18 protein-coding genes are annotated in these 20,294 nt (G+C 32.4%); 16 read left to right on the forward strand and 2 right to left on the reverse strand.

What is annotated here, in order from left to right:
• Nucleotides 1-32: 32 nt before the first annotated feature.
• From AC4FQ3_RS02760 to AC4FQ3_RS02775, 4 genes are all read left to right on the forward strand, one after another.
• Entirely contained in the window at nt 33-2,060 is a 2,028-nt protein-coding gene (locus tag AC4FQ3_RS02760; protein ID WP_491180775.1) for a hypothetical protein, read from the forward strand.
• Nucleotides 2,061-2,105: 45 nt separating this feature from the next.
• Nucleotides 2,106-2,891 (forward strand): hypothetical protein, encoded by a 786-nt coding sequence (locus AC4FQ3_RS02765; protein ID WP_042567028.1) that lies wholly within the window; start codon nt 2,106-2,108, stop codon nt 2,889-2,891.
• Nucleotides 2,892-2,896: 5 nt separating this feature from the next.
• Nucleotides 2,897-3,793, forward strand: coding sequence for a LysR family transcriptional regulator (locus AC4FQ3_RS02770; RefSeq protein ID WP_491180776.1), 897 nt, complete (start codon nt 2,897-2,899; stop codon nt 3,791-3,793).
• A gap of 75 nt (nt 3,794-3,868) precedes the next feature.
• Nucleotides 3,869-4,846, forward strand: a complete 978-nt coding sequence (locus AC4FQ3_RS02775; protein ID WP_491180777.1) for a YeiH family protein — start codon at nt 3,869-3,871, stop codon at nt 4,844-4,846.
• Between the two features lie 132 nt (nt 4,847-4,978).
• Here AC4FQ3_RS02775 and AC4FQ3_RS02780 read toward each other — a convergent pair whose 3' ends face one another.
• On the reverse strand, nt 4,979-5,851 hold the full coding sequence (locus tag AC4FQ3_RS02780; protein WP_491181009.1) for a hypothetical protein: 873 nt from the start codon (nt 5,849-5,851) through the stop codon (nt 4,979-4,981).
• 240 nt (nt 5,852-6,091) lie between these two features.
• Here AC4FQ3_RS02780 and AC4FQ3_RS02785 point away from each other — a divergent pair, with 240 nt between their 5' ends.
• On the forward strand, nt 6,092-7,090 hold the full coding sequence (locus AC4FQ3_RS02785) for a zinc dependent phospholipase C family protein (protein ID WP_491180778.1): 999 nt from the start codon (nt 6,092-6,094) through the stop codon (nt 7,088-7,090).
• 190 nt (nt 7,091-7,280) lie between these two features.
• Here the strand turns inward: AC4FQ3_RS02785 and AC4FQ3_RS02790 are convergent, their stop codons facing one another.
• A complete protein-coding gene (locus tag AC4FQ3_RS02790) occupies nt 7,281-9,374 on the reverse strand; it encodes an LTA synthase family protein (protein ID WP_491180779.1) in 2,094 nt (697 codons plus the stop codon).
• Between the two features lie 191 nt (nt 9,375-9,565).
• On the opposite strand from AC4FQ3_RS02790, the gene AC4FQ3_RS02795 reads away from it, so the two are divergent.
• From AC4FQ3_RS02795 to hisIE, 11 genes are all read left to right on the forward strand, one after another.
• The gene (locus tag AC4FQ3_RS02795; protein ID WP_471733310.1) at nt 9,566-10,231 is read left to right on the forward strand and encodes a response regulator transcription factor; all 666 of its coding nucleotides are present in this window, start codon (nt 9,566-9,568) and stop codon (nt 10,229-10,231) included.
• A complete protein-coding gene (locus AC4FQ3_RS02800; protein WP_491180780.1) occupies nt 10,232-11,611 on the forward strand; it encodes a sensor histidine kinase in 1,380 nt (459 codons plus the stop codon).
• Nucleotides 11,612-11,940: 329 nt separating this feature from the next.
• Nucleotides 11,941-12,798, forward strand: coding sequence for an ATP phosphoribosyltransferase (hisG, locus tag AC4FQ3_RS02805; RefSeq protein WP_042567020.1), 858 nt, complete (start codon nt 11,941-11,943; stop codon nt 12,796-12,798).
• Between the two features lie 102 nt (nt 12,799-12,900).
• The gene (gene hisD / locus AC4FQ3_RS02810; protein WP_491180781.1) at nt 12,901-14,184 is read left to right on the forward strand and encodes a histidinol dehydrogenase; all 1,284 of its coding nucleotides are present in this window, start codon (nt 12,901-12,903) and stop codon (nt 14,182-14,184) included.
• A 120-nt stretch (nt 14,185-14,304) separates the two neighbouring features.
• Entirely contained in the window at nt 14,305-15,354 is a 1,050-nt protein-coding gene (gene hisC, locus AC4FQ3_RS02815; RefSeq protein WP_491180782.1) for a histidinol-phosphate transaminase, read from the forward strand.
• A gap of 281 nt (nt 15,355-15,635) precedes the next feature.
• Nucleotides 15,636-16,772: a bifunctional histidinol-phosphatase/imidazoleglycerol-phosphate dehydratase HisB gene (hisB, locus tag AC4FQ3_RS02820; RefSeq protein WP_491180783.1), complete on the forward strand. Its 1,137-nt coding sequence runs from the start codon at nt 15,636-15,638 to the stop codon at nt 16,770-16,772.
• 82 nt (nt 16,773-16,854) lie between these two features.
• Nucleotides 16,855-17,445 carry an imidazole glycerol phosphate synthase subunit HisH gene (gene hisH / locus AC4FQ3_RS02825; protein ID WP_491180784.1) on the forward strand — a complete coding sequence of 197 codons (591 nt, stop codon included), beginning with the start codon at nt 16,855-16,857 and terminating at the stop codon, nt 17,443-17,445.
• 89 nt (nt 17,446-17,534) lie between these two features.
• Nucleotides 17,535-18,260, forward strand: a complete 726-nt coding sequence (gene hisA, locus AC4FQ3_RS02830; protein WP_491180785.1) for a 1-(5-phosphoribosyl)-5-[(5-phosphoribosylamino)methylideneamino]imidazole-4-carboxamide isomerase — start codon at nt 17,535-17,537, stop codon at nt 18,258-18,260.
• Nucleotides 18,261-18,367: 107 nt separating this feature from the next.
• Nucleotides 18,368-18,679 (forward strand): NIPSNAP family protein, encoded by a 312-nt coding sequence (locus AC4FQ3_RS02835; protein ID WP_491180786.1) that lies wholly within the window; start codon nt 18,368-18,370, stop codon nt 18,677-18,679.
• Nucleotides 18,680-18,778: 99 nt separating this feature from the next.
• The gene (gene hisF / locus AC4FQ3_RS02840; protein WP_042567012.1) at nt 18,779-19,534 is read left to right on the forward strand and encodes an imidazole glycerol phosphate synthase subunit HisF; all 756 of its coding nucleotides are present in this window, start codon (nt 18,779-18,781) and stop codon (nt 19,532-19,534) included.
• Nucleotides 19,535-19,671: 137 nt separating this feature from the next.
• The gene (gene hisIE, locus AC4FQ3_RS02845) at nt 19,672-20,271 is read left to right on the forward strand and encodes a bifunctional phosphoribosyl-AMP cyclohydrolase/phosphoribosyl-ATP diphosphatase HisIE (protein WP_317043529.1); all 600 of its coding nucleotides are present in this window, start codon (nt 19,672-19,674) and stop codon (nt 20,269-20,271) included.
• The last annotated feature ends 23 nt before the right edge of the window (nt 20,272-20,294 follow it).

The raw sequence follows: 20,294 nt of genomic DNA on the forward strand, positions 1-20,294 counted from the left end.
TATAAACTCAAAACTATAAACTTAAAATATATATGACTACAAATACGATTCTGTTAATATTACTATCTTTAGTAATCGCTGGTGGCTTGTCGTATTTTCAATATTTTTTCAAAGCCAAAAACAAATCCAATGTGATTTGGTTTTTGGCTTTTTTACGTTTTTTAGCTATTTTCGGATTATTGCTTTTATTGATAAATCCAATAATGACCAAGAATTCCCTTGAAATTACCAAAACACCTTTGGCAATTGCAGTTGATAATTCAAGTTCGATAGTTGCCTTAAAATCAGACGAAAAAACTGCCGAATTATATAAAGCCTTGATTTCAAATCCGGCGCTTAAAGAAAAATTTGAAATTCAGTCCTATCAATTCGACGCAGATTTTAAACCTTCAGATAAATTTGATTTTAAAGGAAAACAAACCAACTTAGATGAAGTTGCCAAAAACTTAAAAAGCATCAACAAAAACCTGATTTTTCCAACCGTTATAATTACTGACGGAAATCAAACTACAGGAAACGATTATGTATATCGCTTTGATCCTGTCAATAAAGTTTATCCTTTGGTTGTAGGAGATACAACTACATTTTTAGATTTAAAAATCAATCAGTTAAACGTAAACAAATACGCTTTTCACAAAAATAAATTTCCGGTTGAAGTTTTTCTGCAATATGCCGGAGATAAAAGCATCAACGCCGATTTTACCATTTCGCAAGGAAATACGATTGTAGCAAAAGAAAAAATTTCTTTTTCGCCTTCTAAAAAAACAGCCACTTTAAATTTACTTTTACCAGCAGATAAAGTAGGCTTACAAATTTTTAAAGCCACCGTTTCTGCCAATACAAAAGAGAAAAACAGTTACAATAACGTCAAGAATTTTGCAGTCGAAATTATCGATCAAAAGTCGACAATTGCAATAGTTTCATCAATAAACCATCCTGATATTGCTGCTTTAAAACGTTCGATAGAAGTTAATGCACAACGTAAAGTGATTTTGGTTAAACCAAATGATATTAATCAGTTACAAGATGTTTCTGTTTTAGTTTTGTACCAACCAACAACAGCTTTTAAGGCTATTTTCGACAACAATAAATTAGCCGGAACAAATACCTTTATAATCACTGGAAACAATACCGATTTTAATTTTTTAAACCAACAACAAAACAATTTGGTTTTTAAAATAAGCAATCAAAGAGAAGATTATTTAAACGAATTTCAATCGCAATTTAATTTATTTGCGATAGATAATATCGGATTCGAAAATTTTCCGCCGTTGCAAAATCCATTCGGGACGATTACAACAAACGGAAATGTATCTGTTTTACTTTCGTCTAAAATTAGAAACGTATCTACAAATGCTCCTTTATTGGCTTTCGCCGAAAATCAAGGAAAACGAACCGCTTTTCTTTTAGGAGAAAATAGCTGGAAATGGCGTATGCAAAGTCATATCGACAATCAATCCTTTGATAAATATGATGTTTTTGTAGATAAGATAATTCAATTTTTGGCAACATCAACTTCAAGAAAATCATTAGTTGTAACACATGAAAGTTTTTACAATTCAGGAGAAGCCATTGTGATTAACGCGCAATATTTCAACAAAAATTACGAGTTCGACGAAAAAGCAAGATTAACAATCACCGTTACCAATGCCGAAACCAAACAAGTTAAAAACTACGATTTATTAAAAGGAAATAATTCTTTTTCAGCAAATCTGGACGGTTTACAAGCCGGAAAATATAATTTTACAGTAAAAGAATTAAACTCAAATACTGTTTATTCAAGCCATTTTGAGATTTTAGATTTTGATATCGAAAAACAATTTGTAAATCCTGATGTTGTAAAACTAAAACAATTAGCGCTACAAACAAACGGAACAGCTTTTTTCCAAAACCAGGTTGATGATTTGATTAAAACTTTAATAGAAAACAAAGAATACAAATCAATCGAAAAAAATATCTCAACAAAAACACCGCTTATTGATTGGGTTTGGTTGTTGATTTTGATTGCCGTTTTATTGACTACGGAATGGTTTATTAGAAAATATAATGGATTGTTGTAGCTTTGGATAAACATTTAAATTAAGTAAATCTAAAATTTTTAATATATGCTAGATTCATTCAAAAGTAATAGTAAAGAAGATGTTGTTTTTAATAAGTTTAAAATACAACTTGAAAACAAAGGCTTAACTATTGATTCTATTGATAAAGATGGATTTATTCTTATAAATGTAGAAGAATCTGAATTAAAAGTAAGTTTAGATAATATTAGGCGCAATTACGAAAGAGATAATGATGATAGTTATATTACCGATTTAGTTAATACAATTGTTTCACATTCATCAAAAAAAGAAGATTGGGAGAATATAAAAGATAAAATTTACGTACAATTTTTCCCTAATGACTTTGAGTTTGAAAACCTGATATATGAAAAGGTAACAAATGAATTTAGTAAAGTTTTTATGCTAAATACTAATAATAATTTTTCATTTATTTCTGATGATGATTTGATAGACTGGAACTTAGACTTAGAAGAACTAAAAAATCAAGTTGATTTAAATTTAGATACTTTTTTAGATAAAGTTCAGATAGAGATTGAAGATGTTGATAATCATAAACTAGGAATGATTCATATTGAAGAAGTTTGGCTTAAAAGTGCTTGTCTCTTTTCATCAAAAATTAAGGATTTAGTTAAAAATAATATTGGTTTCCCATTTTATGCTGTTATTCCTGTGAGAGATTTTTGTTATATCTTTGGAGAACAAGATTTTGGGTATTTTTCTGAACGTCTTGGTTCTGTCGTAGTTGAAGAATATGAGAAATCAGGATATCCAATTACAACTGAAATTTTGAAATTTTCAGAAACTGGAGTTGAAGCAATGGGAAAATATTAAATAACATGGATTTCCGCCTAAAAGTATTTTACACCGTTGCACTCCGCCTTAATTTTACTAAAGCGGCAACAGAATTGTACATTACACAGCCGGCAGTTTCGAAACACATTCAGGAACTCGAAGAAACCTACAAAACCAAACTTTTTGAACGAAACGGTTCTAAAATTGCGTTGACTCCAGCCGGAGAAATTCTGCTAAAACATACCAAAAATATTTTCGAAGTTTATCGTAAAATCGACTTTGACATGAGTTCGTTTAGTAGCGAACGTCAGGGATTGTTAAGGTTAGGAGCAAGTACAACCATTTCACAATATATTATTTCTCCCGTTTTAGCACGATTTCACCAAAAACAGCAAGATATAAAAGTCAATTTACTGAACGGAAATACAGAACAAATCGAAAATTCTTTAATCAACAAAGAAATAGAAATTGGCATTGTAGAAGGACAATCAAAAAATCAGTCTATAAAGTATATTCCGTTTTTAAAAGACGAATTGGTTTTGGTTTGCAGTAGTAAAAATCCTTTAGTAAAACAAAGTGAAATTACTGTAGATGATTTAAAATCAATGAAATTCATAACCAGAGAACGTGGATCAGGAACACTTGAAGTTATAGAATTTGCTTTAAAACAAGTTGGGGTAAAATTAACTGACTTACAAATCGAAATGCAGTTAGGAAGCACGGAAAGCATAAAATCCTATCTTTTAAATTCAGATTGTTTTGCTTTTATGTCAATTCATGCTGTAGATAAAGAATTGAAAAACAAAGAATTGATTGTTTTGGATGTTGAAAAATTATCTGTTGAAAGATATTTTTATATCATCACATTACTCGGAAAATCAGACGCCTTGTCTGAATTATTCATTCAAAATATTTCTTCTTACTATAACCTGAAGTTATAGCCGATTGTATTTTACGATTGGCGTTTTCAATATAAAGGGCAGACCTTTGTAAGGTAAAATATCAAGTACCTTATTTTGAAAACGAAACAACATACAGCAGCACATTTATTTGAAGTTAACCTTTATATCCAACAAGCCGTTTTTGCCTTGGTGATTATTTTGTGTTTGTTTTCGATTATTTCTCCGGCAATTGCTTTGCTGTTGGGCGTTTTGATCGTAAATGTTTTCGGAAATCCATTTATTGCATTCAATCATAAAGCGATTACTTATTTATTGCAATTTTCTGTGGTTGGTTTAGGTTTCGGGATGAATGCAGCATCTGCCATTTCAGCCGGAAAAGAAGGTTTTTTATTGACTATACTTTCTATTTTCAGCACTTTAGTTTTTGGAACGCTCTTAGGGAAATGGTTAAAAACAGATAGAAAAACATCACATCTAATTGCATGCGGAACTGCAATTTGTGGCGGAAGTGCCATTGCAGCGATTTCTCCCGTAATTAAATCAAACGAAAATCAAACTTCGATTGCCCTCGGCGTTATTTTTATTCTGAATTCTATTGCGTTATTTGCCTTCCCATTTATTGGACATCAGCTGGATTTGTCACAAAAAGAATTTGGTTTATGGTGTGCGATTGCCATTCATGACACAAGTTCTGTAGTTGGTGCGGCAAATAAATATGGCACTGAAGCTTTACAAATTGCAACAACTGTAAAGTTAGCCAGAGCCTTATGGATTATTCCAATTTCGCTTTTAACAGCTTTACTTTTTAACAAAAAATCTGAAAATAGCGGAACAAAAATCAAAATTCCTTATTTTATTGGTTTGTTTATTCTGGCAATGCTTTTTAATACTTATGTACCTGCAACAGCAATCATAGCGCCTCAAATTGTGGGTATTGCTAAAATTGGTTTAACAATAACTTTGTTTCTAATTGGTGCAACATTAAATATAAACACATTAAAATCAGTAGGAGTGAAGCCTTTATTTCAGGGAATATTTTTATGGATTTTTATTGCAGGTTTAAGTTTAACCGCAATTCTATATCTGAATTAATTTTTTATTTCACCATATAAGTTATATAAGTTCATTTAATATATTATTATTTGCTGCTTTTATTAAAAAAAGAATTCAAAAAACAAATAAAGCTTTAATATGAACTTATATAACTTATATGGTAAAAAAAGATTATTTTATTTTCACAACAGGTTTACCAACAACCTTATAACGTTTGCCGCTAAAAGTATATCGTTTTTCTATAGTAAACGTAAATTGCTTTTTTGTTTTAGTCATTGCATTAACTTCATCCGGTAAACTAACTTCAAATTCTGCATCAGCTCCCGGTTTATGGTAGGTACCAGTTGTAGTGATAAGAATATCTCTAAAATATTTTTTATTGTTATCATTTACAACCTTATACGAACTTGACCAGCTTATGTCTTCAACATTTGTAAGCTGATATTGAAAAGCTTCCATGATAGGTTGGTATTTTCCATCCAAACCAACAACGAGATACAAAGTTCCGTCAAACGGTCCGCCGCCGCCGCCATTTACATGCAACAACGTAAAAGCGTATTGATCTTCTCCAATTTCTAAAAGTTTAGGTTTAGGAGATTGCGCAAAAGCCCCGAATGCAGCAACAGCTGGTTGAAAAGATCTCATTTCCCACAGTTTATCATTCTTGGCAAATTTAGCAACGCCTAAAAGACCACCAGTAAATCTGCTGGTTTGTAAACCATCTTCATCATAAACTGAATGATTAAAAAACAATAATTTAAATTGATTTCCTTTAGAATCCGTATAATCAATATTAGAAAGAAGCCTGGTGGCAACACCTTGGTTATAAGGAAATAACGGATCCGCTTCTTCACCATTAACATCAACGTAAGAAGTAGGTTTGCAGCTTTTGCATTTCCAGCTTAAAAATGTATTATGGTCAGAAAGATTGTATAGTTTTCCGGGAAATAATTTTTGCATTGCTTTTGCAGGATCCAACGGATCAGCAATAGACAAAGTTCTTTTGGGATTTAAAATGGTATCGCTAACACTTTTCAATTGCACAATATCATCTTGTGCGGAACAAATAGAGGTAAATATCAAAAAAAGAAAACTCAGGCGAATAAGGCGCATATATTTAATTTAGAATAAAAAGAAAACGAAGTTACAAAGAAACTTTTAATATGAACTTATATCATTTATAGGTTCAAAAAATTATAAAAATTAAATTTACACAATATTTGCAAGTATTCTTTTGAATTATATTTAAATGAGATAAATTTGCCCCCTCAAACAAATTTACAAATGAAAAACTTTAAAATGAAATCAAAACTAATCGCTTTTTTTGCATTAGGGATTGGATTTTTGACATTATCATGGGGAATCGTTGGCCATGAACGTATTAACAAAGCTGCAGTTATGGCTTTGCCTCATCCACTGCAAGTATTCTTTTATAATCATATTGATTTTATTACACAGGAAGCTTCGGTTCCGGACATTCGTAAATACGCCCTGAATTATAAAGAGGAGAATCCGAGACATTATTTTGATATGGAAAATTTTGGTCCGGCAGATACCTGGCCACAAACTATGGAAGAGGCAAAGAAAAAATACGATGCCAAATTCTTGAACGACAACGGAATATTGCCTTGGTATATTGAAGATTTAATGGTTAAATTAACCAAAGCTTTTAAAGATAAAAACAGAGCAGAAATTTTATTTCTTGCTGCAGATTTAGGTCATTATGTTGGTGATGCGCATATGCCATTACATACGTCTGCAAATCACGACGGACAATTGAGCGATCAAAAAGGGATTCATTCACTTTGGGAAAGCAGATTGCCGGAATTGTTCGCAAAAAATTACAAATTAAATGTCCCTCAGGCGCAATATTATGAAGATGTTCATAAAACAACCTGGGATATGATTAATGATACACATAGTTTAGCCCAGCCTTTATTGGATATTGATAAAAAACTAAGAACTGCAACTCCTGAAAATGAGGTTTTTAAAATGGATGCAGATGGAAAAGTATTGAAAACCAAATACAATACGGCTGTTTTTTCTGATGAATATGCTAAGAAACTGCATAAAGATTTAAATGGAATGGTTGAAAGCCAAATGAGAAAAGCCATCACAGCAACTGCAAGTTATTGGTATACGGCTTGGGTAAACGCCGGAAAACCAGATTTAAGCGATTTAGACTCACCAGCGGTTACACAAAGAAACAATCAGGCATTAAAAGACGATTTAAAACTATATCAACAAGGAGATCTTTTTGGTATGAAAAATCAGAACGACTAAGAAAAAGTTTTTTTAGTTTCAAGTTTCAAGTTGAAATACGAATAATAAATGCTGAAAATTCTATCTAAACAAAAGAGTCTCAAATTCATTTGAATTTGAGACTCTTTTGTTTTAGCTCTTTCTCTCCGTTTATCAGAAATGACAAAATTATACGGTTAAATTGGAATTTGTAATTTTAAAAAATTGGAATTTAAAATTTTTGATATTTTTTATTCTTCAACATATATGAGGCCGATTGATAAAAAGAAACCGCATTATTTACTAAATCAGTTCTTTCTGTTTTCAACGGAATTTCATCATAATAAATTTGATAATCATCCTGAACACCAGCTTTTGGCTTTAATTTTAAATTGAATTGCCTTACTACTTTTTTCGGAGATAAAATGGTCAAAACATTATCTTTTATCAAACCTAAATCCTGATAAGTTGCAATAAATGCACGTGGTTTATAATCAGGTTTTAAAACGTCCTGACCGAAAAATTTACTTTCATAATCAAAATGTAAAAGTCCGAAAAGCGTTGGCATTAAGTCAATCTGCGACATTAGTTTATTGCATTTTTCTGGTTTTATATCAGAATTGTATATAAAAGCCGGAATTCTGTATTTGTCTAACGGAAGTTGTGTTTTTCCGGCACTTGAAGCACAATGATCTGCAACAATTACAAAAACGGTATTCTTAAACCACGGTTGCTTACTGGCCATTTCAAAGAATTTTTTCAAAGCAAAATCTGTATATTTTACACCACCATCACGCGATTTAATATCACCCGGAATATCAATTTTATTATTCGGATAAGTAAACGGCCTGTGATTACTCACCGTCATAATATGATTGAAGAAAGGCTTATTTTCTTTCGCCTCGGCATTCATTACTTTCACAGCCTTATTGTACATGTCTTCATCACAAACGCCCCAAACGTTTGAAAATGTGATTTCTTCGGGTAAAAAACTCGATTGATCTACAATTGTATAACCATTTCCGGAATAGAAATCCTGCATATTATCAAAAAAAGCATCTCCACCGTACATGAATTTTACGTCATATCCTTTTTGTTTAAAAATAGAACCTGTAGAAAATTTATTTTTATTGTCTTCTCTTTTTACAACACTTTCGCCGGCGGTAGGTGGTAAACATAAAGTGACAGCCTCAAGTCCTCGTACAGTTCTGTTTCCAGCTGCATACAAATTCGTAAACTGTAAACTTTTTTGGGATAAACTATCCAAAAATGGCGTTATATTTTGTTCATTTCCATATGATTTCATGAAATCTGCACTCAAACTTTCTATCGTAATTAATACTACATTTTTATGATTTTCAGTAGAATCACAACTTATTGTTTGCTTTGTGTTTTCTTCAGTAATAGTAGGAAATTGTTGTTTTAAAACAGAAAAGGCTTCTTTTTCGGGAATGGTTTTGTAAAACTTAAAATAATCTAATTTGTTATTTTCAAATGCAAGATAAAATTTATATAATCCATTTGATTGGAGTTCGTTAACAAAAATATTTTTTGAATTCTCAGTTTTGGCAAAAGTGGGAATAGCAATTAGGGAAACTGAAAATAAACCCAAATATAGGACTGTAAGTTTTATTTTTTCGCTTAATGTTGGAATCTCATTGATGAAATTTTTAGAATTTTTAAGAATGAAATAGGTAACAATTCCGGTAATCAGAAATAAAGCTGAAAATAGAGGAATGACAGGATAAGACTGCATAATATTTCCAATAACTTCATTGGTATAGATAAGATAATTTACAGCAATGAAATTGTATTTTACTCCAAATTCGTTCCAAAAGAAATATTCGCTTAAACCATTTTGAAGAATCAGAAAAACATATAAAAAGATCACAAAAGCAAAGAGACAAAATCTTATTTTTGCTCTTAGTTTTGGCAAAAAAAGCAAAAGGGCAAAAAGTATTGTTTTAATTCCGATAAAAATTAAAACAATTTTAGGCAAGGCACCTCCATATTCATCAAAAATACTTTTGCCCGAAGCCACATATAGAAATAATGCAATAAAAATTCCAAGAATAATATATCCAGAAGGTTTGTTGTATTTTAAATTTGAGATAAAAATCAAATACATCCATAAAAATATACTGGCAACAATAAAAACAAAAACATCAGATATTAATCCTAAAGTAAAGATTTTCAGGCTTTCAAAAATTGTAAATGAGCTTTGTGTTATCGGATGGAAAAACAAAACAATTCGCAACACAAAACTAATAATGAAATAAAACAAAGCAAGGCTGCAAAAGGGAGAAAGCTTCTTATATAAAGTCATGATACTATAATTTGTGCAAAATTAATTTCGGTAAATTAATTCAGGATTAAGCTGGCTTTTACCTTACTTAGTATTATCTTAATATTTGCTTAAGATCATTGAATTTGGTGTATCAGGGTGAATTTTAGGTATTTCTGAATTATCTTTGGTTATAAAAAAAGGAATACATTATAATCTTAATTAAAAATTGGATGCATATTTTAATAGTTGAAGATGAGTTAGGAATTGTTCAGTTCCTGCAACAGGGTTTACAAGAAGAAGGCTATCAGATTACTACGGCAAATGATGGCTCAAAAGGCTTTGAATTAGTTCAAAATCAAAAGTTTGATTTAATTCTTCTTGATTGGATGCTGCCCAAAATTAATGGTCTGGATTTATGCAAAGCCATTCGATTTAAAGATCAAAAAACGCCTATTATTTTTCTGACCGCAAAAGATACTGTTCAGGAAACAATAGAAGGTTTAAAAGCCGGTGCCAACGATTATATTAAAAAACCTTTTAGTTTTGAAGAACTGGTAGAACGAATAAAAATTCATTTTAGAAACCCTAAAGAAGCTGAAATTCTGACTTTAGGCACAATAAAAATCGATTTATCAAAACATATTGTTCTCAAAAATGAAGAAGAAATTTCGCTAACCCAAAGAGAATTTGAGTTACTGACTTATTTAATCAGGAATAAGGGAAAAGTTTGTAGCAGAAATCAGATTTTAAAAGATGTTTGGGATATTAATTTTGAATATGACACTGGTGTAATTGATGTTTTTATGAATGCTATTCGCAAAAAACTCAATTTAAAAATTGAAGAAGATTATATAAAAACAATTCGCGGTATTGGTTATATCGCCAACGATCTGTAAATGAAACAACTTTCTTTTAAAAATAGAATTGCCTTAAATTATATTATTACAACTGGTTTACTAATTTTAGTAGTTTTCTCAGTCATTTATTCTATTGTAAAACATACTGTTTACAGCGATATTGATGAAAATCTAAAAACTGAAATTAAAAACCATCTAGCAGAAATTAAAGTCGAAGGAAACAAAGTAATCCTAATTGATAAAGAAGAGTGGGATGAACGTGAACACAATACAGTTGATGTAAATCCTGTTTTTGTTGAATTCCTGGATTTAAATAAAAAAATTATTGAAAAAGCACCCAATTTAAAGTCTCAGGCACTTGAATTTAATGATTCTGTAGAAGATTACGAACTTTTTGATGCCAAAATGGGAGATCACGAGATCAGGCAAATTCAGGTTCCACTACATGTAAAAAAGAAAAAAATAGGATATATAATTGTAGCTATGTCATTGGCGGATTCAAAATCGGTGCTTAATAACTTGTTTGACATTATGTGTTTGTCGTTTCTGGCGATTCTATTATTGCTGTTTTTTATAGCGAGATTCTTCGCTGGCAGAAGTATAAAACCCATAAATTCGATAATTAATACTTCGAGAATTATTACAAAAGATAATTTAAAAATACGGATTCCGCTGCCTAAAACACGGGATGAATTATATACGCTTTCAAAAACAATAAATCATTTATTAATTCGAATTGAAGATGCAATTGAGCGCGAAAAACAATTCACATCTGATGCTTCACATGAATTAAGAACGCCTTTAACTGTTATTAAAGGAACACTTGAAGTATTGATTCGCAAACCTCGTGATAACAATGAATACGAAGAAAAAATAAATTATTGTATTAAAGAAGTAGATCATTTAAATACACTCGTAGATCAGCTTTTATTGATGGCTCGTTACGAAAATCAAAAGCAGAATATACAAACAGAATCGGTATATCTGAATGCTATTATTCTGGATGTTTTAACCTTAAATGCAGAGAAAATAAGGGTCAAAAATATCAACATTAAATTTGATGCCCAACAGGATTTTTATGTCAAATCAGATAATTTTTTAGTAATTACTATTTTAAGAAACTTATTATCGAATGCTTTAAAATATACGAATGATAATGGCGAAGTTTCAATTTTACTTTCGGAACAGAATAACAAAACAGTCTGTAAAATTTCTGATAACGGAATCGGGATTGAAAAAACAGATTTAGAATCGGTTTTTAGTCCTTTCTTTAGATCTGGTTCTACTGAACATCCGGAAATTAAGGGAACAGGATTGGGACTGTCTATCGTAAAAAGAATTACAGAATTGCTTCAGGTAGAGTTTAAAATTGATAGTAAAATAGGAGAGGGAACCACGGTAATTTTAATATTCAGCTAAATTTTGAAAACGTTATAGTAAATTGAAAAAATGTAATAAAACTAGTAGCTGTGAACTTTTTTAACAATAAACTATCGTTAAGTTAAATTAAAAATTGCTTTTTTATGAAATTATCTTTTATATTTGCAACCGAATCAAAGAATAAAACAAAACACAAATCATGATTTCAATTCAATTACATCATCATCATTTTCATTATTGCTCTCAGGCGATGTGTTAATGGTATGCATGTAAATCATCATATTTTAAAACCCGTTTGAGTACATCAAACGGGTTTTTTAATTCTTATCCTTTGTACTCAAACTATTAATTCAACAAAAACTAAAAAAATGAGTACTTTAAAAATTGCAATTCAAAAATCAGGTCGTTTAAACGAAGACAGCATTCAGATTCTAAAAGATTGCGGAATTTCGATCAACAACGGAAACGATCAGTTAAAAGCAGAAGCTTCCAATTTTCCTTTAGAAGTTTTATACTTGAGAAACTCAGACATTCCTCAGTATTTAATTGATGGAGTAGTAGATCTTGCCATTGTTGGTGATAATTTATTAGTAGAAAAAGGAAAACATATTGAAGTAATCCAAAAACTGGGATTCTCAAAATGCAAAGTTTCTGTAGCTGTTCCTAAAACTTTTGAGTACAATTCGATTCAGGATTTAGCAGGTTTACGTATTGCAACTTCATATCCAAATACAGTAAACGAATACTTTAATTCTTTTGGTTTAAGCGTTGATATTCACCAAATTTCTGGCTCTGTAGAAATCGCACCAAACATTGGTCTTGCAGATGCTATTGTTGATATTGTTTCTAGCGGAAGCACTTTATTCAAAAACAATTTGAGAGAAGTCGAAGTGATTTTGAAAAGTGAAGCTGTTTTAGCCGTTTCACCAAAAGTGTCTCCTGAGATTCAAAAACACATCGATACTTTAAAATTCAGAATACAATCTGTTTTAAGAGCCCGAAATTCAAAATACATTTTAATGAACGTACCAAACGATAAAATCGATGAAATTGGAAAGATTTTACCGGTTTTACGAAGCTTAACCGTTTTGCCATTGGCTCAGGAAGGCTGGAGCAGTGTACACTCTGTAATTGATAAAGACACTTTTTGGGATGTAATCGATAAACTAAAAGAAGCCGGAGCCGAAGGAATTTTAGTTTGCCCAATTGAGAAAATGGTTCTTTAGGGCTTTGCCCGCTTTAGGCTTTAGGCAATATGCTTTAAGCCAAAAAAACATAAAGTTAATAAAGCTTAAAGCCTACAGCTTATAGCTTAAAGCAAAAAATAAATGAATAAAATAGACAATCCAAAACCAGAAACCTGGTCAGAAATATTAAAAAGACCAACCAAAACAATCGATGATATCGAAGTTACGGTAAAAGAAATTTTTAAAGAAGTACAGAAAAAAGGAGATGAAGCTGTAGCAAAATACACTTCAATTTTCGACGGAATTACTTTAGAAAATTACGCAGTTACTCCTGCAGAAATTGAAGAAGCCATTAGTTTGATTTCAAACGAATTAAAAGAAGCGATACAGTTAGCAAAAGACAATATTTATAAATTTCACGCGGCTCAAAAAACGGATAGAATTTCTATAGAAACAATTGAAGGAGTAAATTGCTGGCAGGAAAAACGTCCAATTCAGAAAATAGGATTGTATATTCCGGGTGGAACTGCACCTTTGTTTTCGACCGTTTTGATGCTTGCTGTTCCTGCAGAAATTGCTGGTTCTAAAGAAATTGTATTATGTTCGCCACCGGATAAAAACGGAAAAATAAATCCTGCAATTTTGTATGCAGCCAATTTGTGCGGCGTTACCAAAATATTAAAAGTAGGCGGGATTCAGGCGATTGCCGGAATGACATTCGGAACGAAATCAATCCCAAAAGTATACAAGATTTTTGGACCTGGAAATCAGTTTGTAACTGTGGCAAAACAATTGGCAACTCAGTTTGGTGTTGCGATTGATATGCCGGCAGGGCCATCAGAATTGTTAGTTGTGGCCGATGATACTGCCGTTCCAGCATTTGTGGCTTCAGATTTATTATCTCAGGCAGAACACGGAACAGACAGTCAGGTTATTTTGGTTTCGACTTCGAAACGATTAATTGATGCTGTCGAAAAGGAAATTCAAACTCAAATTGAAGAACTTCCGAGAAAAGAAATTGCAAAAAAAGCAATCGAAAATTCAAAATTGATTTATGTGCAAAACGATCAGATTGCTTTGGATTTAATCAACGAATATGGACCGGAACACTTTATTATCTGTTCAGAATTTGATGATTTTTATTGTAATGGAATCATAAATGCAGGTTCGGTTTTTATTGGAAATTACACGCCCGAAAGTGCAGGAGATTATGCTTCGGGAACCAATCATACTTTGCCAACAAACGGATATGCAAAGAATTACAGCGGTGTTAATCTGGATAGTTTTATGAAATCAATGACTTTTCAGAAAATAACAGAAAAAGGAATTCAAAATATCGGGAAAGCGATCGAAGTTATGGCAGAAGCCGAAGGTTTGCAGGCGCATAAAAATGCTGTTACTTTGAGATTACAATCGTTGAAGTAATCGTTATCCTGCAAGGTTTTCAAAACCTTGTAGGTATAGCATGCCAGACTTATAATTTTGATTCCTATAATAAACATACCTACAAGGTTTGAGAAACCTTGCAGGAGTAAAACTTAAAATATGAGCACTTTTGATATAAATACAATAACACGTGAAAACGTAAAAACATTAAAGCCGTATTCTTCTGCGCGAGATGAGTTTGAAGACTTTGACACGGCACAAATGATTTTTTTGGACGCCAATGAAAATCCGTTTCAAAATGGTGTAAATCGTTATCCTGACCCGCAGCAGAGTTCTGTTAAGGCGATTTTGGCAAAGAATAAAATGGTAAAATCAAGTCAGATTTTATTAGGAAACGGAAGTGATGAAGTTTTAGATTTACTTTTCAGAGCTTTTTGTGAGCCAAAAATTGATAATATTATCTCACTACCGCCAACTTATGGAATGTACGGTGTTTTGGCAAATATTAATGCTGTAGAAAATAGAGAAATTTTGCTTTCGACAGATTTTCAGCCACAAGTAGAGAAAATTTTAGAAGCTGTAGATGAAAATACAAAAATCATTTTTTTATGTTCGCCAAATAACCCAACAGGAAATTCTTTTTCTGATGAAAGCGTGGTAAAATTGCTTCAGAATTTTAAAGGTTTGGTTGTAATTGATGAAGCTTATATTGATTTTTCGGGCAAGGAAAGCTGGTTAACAGAAATTGATGAATATCCAAATTTGGTGATTACACAAACACTTTCAAAAGCATACGGTTTGGCTGGAATTCGTCTGGGAATTTGTTATGCTTCTGAGGCTGTAATTTCAGTTTTAAACAAAATAAAACCTCCTTACAATGTAAACGAATTAACGCAGCAAAGAGCAATTGAGCGTTTGAAAGATTCGGATAAAATAAAACAGGAAATAGCTTCTATTATTGAACAAAGAGAAGAGCTACTTAAAGTTTTACTTGAAGTAAGTTTTGTTGAAAAAGTATATCCAACAGAAGCTAATTTTGTCTTGGTAAAAGTAGATAACGCCAACAAAAGATACGATGAATTAATTGCAAAAGGAATTGTAATTCGTAACAGAACTACACAGCCTTTATGCGAAAACTGTCTGCGTTTTACGATTGGAATTCCTGAGGAAAATGCTATTTTGATTAAAGAATTAAAATTATTAAGCTAAAAAAATATAGCCACAGATGACACAGATTAAAATGATTTTTTCACGCAGATTTGGCAGATTAAAGCAGATTTATTTTTGATCTTTAATTGTAAAAAATCTGTGTGCATCTGCTCAAATCTTTTAAAATTCTGCGTAATTAGTGGTAAAAAAATTGAATTGATAAATATCTCGAAAACCGTTTTGCGTGAGGGATAGAGGCGGTATCCTTTTGTGAAGTGAAAACGGAACAAAAGATATAGCCGAAAGCCCGACCCAGAGGGACACGCCCAAAATAATAAAATATGAAAAAAGTACTTTTTATCGATCGTGATGGAACGATTGTTTTAGAACCTGAAAATTACCAGTTAGATAGTTTGGAAAAACTAGAATTTTATCCAAAAGCTTTTCAATATTTGGCTAAAATTGCCAGTGAATTAGATTACGAATTGGCAATGGTAACCAATCAGGACGGTTTGGGAACGGATAGTTTTCCGGAAGATACGTTTTGGCCAACGCAGAATTTTATTTTAAAAGCCTTTGAAAATGAAGGAGTTTTGTTTGATGAGATTTTTGTAGACCGATCTTTTCCGGAAGATAACGCACCAACACGCAAGCCAAGAACAGGAATGCTGACAAAATATCTTGATAATCCGCAATACGATTTGGCGAATTCTTTTGTTTTGGGAGACCGTTTAACGGATGTTGAATTGGCGAAAAACCTTGGCGCAAAAGCGATTTTCATGAATATGACTGACGGAATTGGAAGTAATGAAATTTCGACGAAAAGAGAGGAACTGAACGATACAATTATCTTGCAGACAACAGATTGGAAGAGAATTTATGAGTTTTTAAAACTCGAAGCGCGTTCAGCATCGATTACGCGTAAAACCAATGAAACGGATATTTTTATCGATTTGAATCTGGACGGAACCGGAAAAAGTAAAATCGAAACCGGAATCGCTTTTTTTGATCATATGTTAGATCAGATTTCGCGTCACGGTCAAATGGATTTGGAAATTTTGGTAAAAGGTGATTTGGAGGTTGATGAACACCACACGATTGAAGATACCGCAATTGCTTTAGGCGAAGTTTTTGCCAAAGCATTAGGGAATAAATTAGGAATCGAACGTTACGGATTTTGCCTTCCGATGGATGATTGTTTAGCGCAGGTTGCGATTGATTTTGGCGGTAGAAACTGGCTGGTTTGGGAAACGGAATTTAAACGCGAAATGGTAGGTAAAATGCCAACAGAGATGTTCTATCACTTCTTTAAGTCCTTCTCTGACGGTGCAAAAGCAAACATCAACATCAAAGCCGAAGGAACAAACGAACATCACAAAATTGAAGCGATTTTTAAAGCTTTTGCGAAAGCGATAAAAGTAGCGGTGAAAAGAGATACAGAAAAAATGATTTTGCCTTCGACAAAGGGAATGCTTTAGGTTAAAAATTGTTTCAAGTTTCAAGTTTCAAGTTCTGCACAGCAACCTGAAACCTGAAACTTGAAACCTGAAACAAAAGATAATGAAAATAGTAATTATAAATTACGGAGCAGGAAATATTCAGAGCATTATGTTTGCTATTGAAAGACTGGGTTTTAAGGCGGTTTTGAGTAATAATACGGAAGAGATTCTGGCCGCTGATAAAGTAATTTTTCCAGGTGTAGGCGAGGCGAGTTCGGCAATGGCTAAACTTAGAGAAAGCGGTTTGGATAATTTGATTCCGAAATTGACACAGCCGGTTTTGGGTATTTGTCTTGGCATGCAATTAATGTGTAAATCATCTGAAGAAGGAAATACCAAAGGCTTGGGGATTTTTGATGTTGATGTGATTAAATTCACATCTAAAGTAAAAGTGCCACAAATGGGGTGGAACCAGATTTATGATTTAAAATCGGATTTGTTTAAAGGAATTTCGGAGAATGAATTCATGTATTTGGTACACAGTTTTTACGCCCCAAATTGCGATGAAGCCATTGCTACTACGGATTATGAACTGGAATATGCATCTGCTTTGCAGAAAAATAATTTTTACGGAACTCAGTTTCACCCGGAAAAAAGCGGAGCTGTTGGGGAGAAAATACTGGATAACTTTTTGAAAATTCCAATTTCTTAAATTCCAAATTCCAATTGCAAAAATCAATTTCAATATCAAAAATCATCCCGATAGCTATCGGGACTAAAATCATAAATCTAAAATAGAATATGAGAATAATACCAGCCATAGATATCATCGACGGAAAATGTGTTCGCTTATCAAAAGGGGATTACGATACCAAAATAATTTACAACGAAAATCCGCTTGAAGTAGCGAAATCATTTGAAGCGCACGGAATCGAATATTTACATTTAGTAGATCTTGATGGAGCGAAATCGAGCAAGATCGTTAATTATAAAATATTAGAACAAATTGCGAATCAAACCAGTTTGAAAATTGATTTTGGCGGAGGCTTAAAATCAGATGACGATTTGAGAATTGCTTTTGAAAGCGGTGCAAACCAAATAACAGGCGGAAGCATTGCCGTAAAAAATAGAGCGATTTTCGAAAAATGGATTTCAGAATACGGATCGGATAAAATTATTTTGGGCGCTGATGCAAAAGACGAAAAAATAGCGGTTTCGGGTTGGCTAGAAGATTCAAATGAAGATTTATTTCCGTTTATTCAGGATTATCAAACCAAAGGAATTCAGTACGTTATTTGTACCGATATTGCAAAAGACGGAATGTTAGAAGGTCCAAGTTTTGATTTGTACGAGAAGATTTTAGCAGAAGCAAAAGGTGTAAAACTAATTGCTTCGGGAGGAATTTCAACTTTTGACGAACTCCCAAAATTAGCCGAATTAGGCTGTGAAGGAACAATCATTGGGAAAGCAATTTATGAAGGTAGAATTACTTTGAAACAATTGGAGAACTATATAATTAGAAAATGAAAATTAATTAGAAAATGAGATAATTAGTCAATTAGATAATTTTTTGGATTGCGCTTAGAATTATCAAATTTTCTAATTGGCACATTAACACATTAAACAACAGATTTATGATAACTTGTCACTTAAAATACGTTATAGATCCTTATCAATTAAACGCTTTTGAGGATTACGGCAAAAGATGGATTAAGATTGTAAATCGTTTGGGAGGCCAACATCACGGTTATTTTATGCCATCGGAAGGAGCAAATAATATTGCTTATGCATTGTTTTCTTTTCCGAGTTTAACAGCTTATGAAAATTACAGAAAACAAATGTTTTCAAAAGATGATAAAGAATGCGTGGAAGCTTTTAAACTTGCAGAAGACACAAGATGTATTATTAGTTACGAGAGAACTTTCTTGAGTCCTGTATTCGAGTAAAGAAAATTAGATAATGAGAAAATTAGATAATTAGATAATTTTATGCGTTTCGTGAAAAATTATCTAATTATCTAATTCTCAAATTAACACATTAAATTAATGTTAGCAAAAAGAATCATTCCTTGTTTGGATATAAAAAACGGAAGAACCGTAAAAGGCGTTAATTTCGTTGACCTGCGCGATGCGGGAGATCCTGTAGAACTGGCAGAAATTTATTCGGCTGAAGGTGCAGATGAATTGGTTTTTCTGGATATTTCGGCAACGGAAGAACGCCGAAAAACGCTGGTGAATATGGTGCGAAGTGTAGCGGAAAAAATCAATATTCCGTTTACGGTTGGAGGTGGAATTTCATCTGTTGAAGATGTTGAGATCTTGCTGAATAACGGCGCTGATAAAGTCTCCATTAATTCATCGGCAGTAAAAAATCCGCAATTGATTAATGATTTGGCTCAGAAGTTTGGAAGCCAATGTGTTGTCGTCGCTATAGATGCTAAACAAATTGACGGACAATGGATTGTGCATTTGGTTGGCGGAAAAGTTCCAACTGAATTAAATCTATTCGATTGGGCGGTAGAAGTGGCAGAACGTGGTGCAGGTGAAATTTTATTCACTTCGATGGATAATGACGGCACTAAAAACGGTTTTGCAAACGAAGCTTTGGCTAAATTATCAACTTTAATTAATATTCCGATTATTGCTTCTGGCGGAGCGGGAAATATTCAGCATTTTGTTGATTCTTTTAAAGAAGGAAAAGCAGATGCGGCTTTGGCGGCGAGTGTTTTTCACTTTAAGGAGATTGAAATTAAGGCGTTGAAAGAAGAACTTAGAAAGAATGATATTGAGGTAAGGATTTAGAAGCAAGAAGCAAGAGAATAGAATAAAGAGAATAGAATAAAGAATTTAGCTGGGAGATTTAAAGCCGAAAGTCGAATTCTAAAAGAAATAATCATAGAGTGTAGAAATCTAAAATCTGAACTCTAAAATCTAAAATAATTATGAACATAGATATTAAAAGCTCACACGGATTGATTCCGGCAATAATTCAGGATTCTGAAACAAAAAATGTTTTGATGCTGGGTTATATGAACGAAGAATCGCTTCAAAAAACAATAGAAACGCAAAAAGTAACTTTCTTTAGCCGTTCTAAGCAAAGACTTTGGACAAAAGGCGAGGAGAGTGGCAACTTTTTGAATCTGGTAAGTATCAAAAATGACTGTGACGGCGACACACTTTTAATTCAGGCAAAACCTGTTGGTCCAACCTGTCACACAGGCGCAGATACTTGTTGGCAAGAAGAAAACAAAGAAAACTATGGTTTTATTTCTGATCTTGAAAACACGATCAAAATTAGAAGAGAAAACGCCGATTCTGAGAAAAGTTATGTAGCTTCCTTATTCGAAAAAGGAATCAATAAAATTGCTCAAAAAGTGGGCGAAGAAGCTGTAGAAGTTGTGATTGAAGCTAAAGATGATAATGACGATTTATTTCTTAGCGAAAGCGCTGATTTATTGTTTCACTATTTGATTTTATTGCAGGCAAAAGGTTTTCAACTGAATGATGTTGTAGATGTTTTGAAAAAGCGTCAGAAGTAGTTTAAAGAAAGTAATTAATCTTT

The organism is Flavobacterium sp. AK-345 (assembly GCF_058310175.1).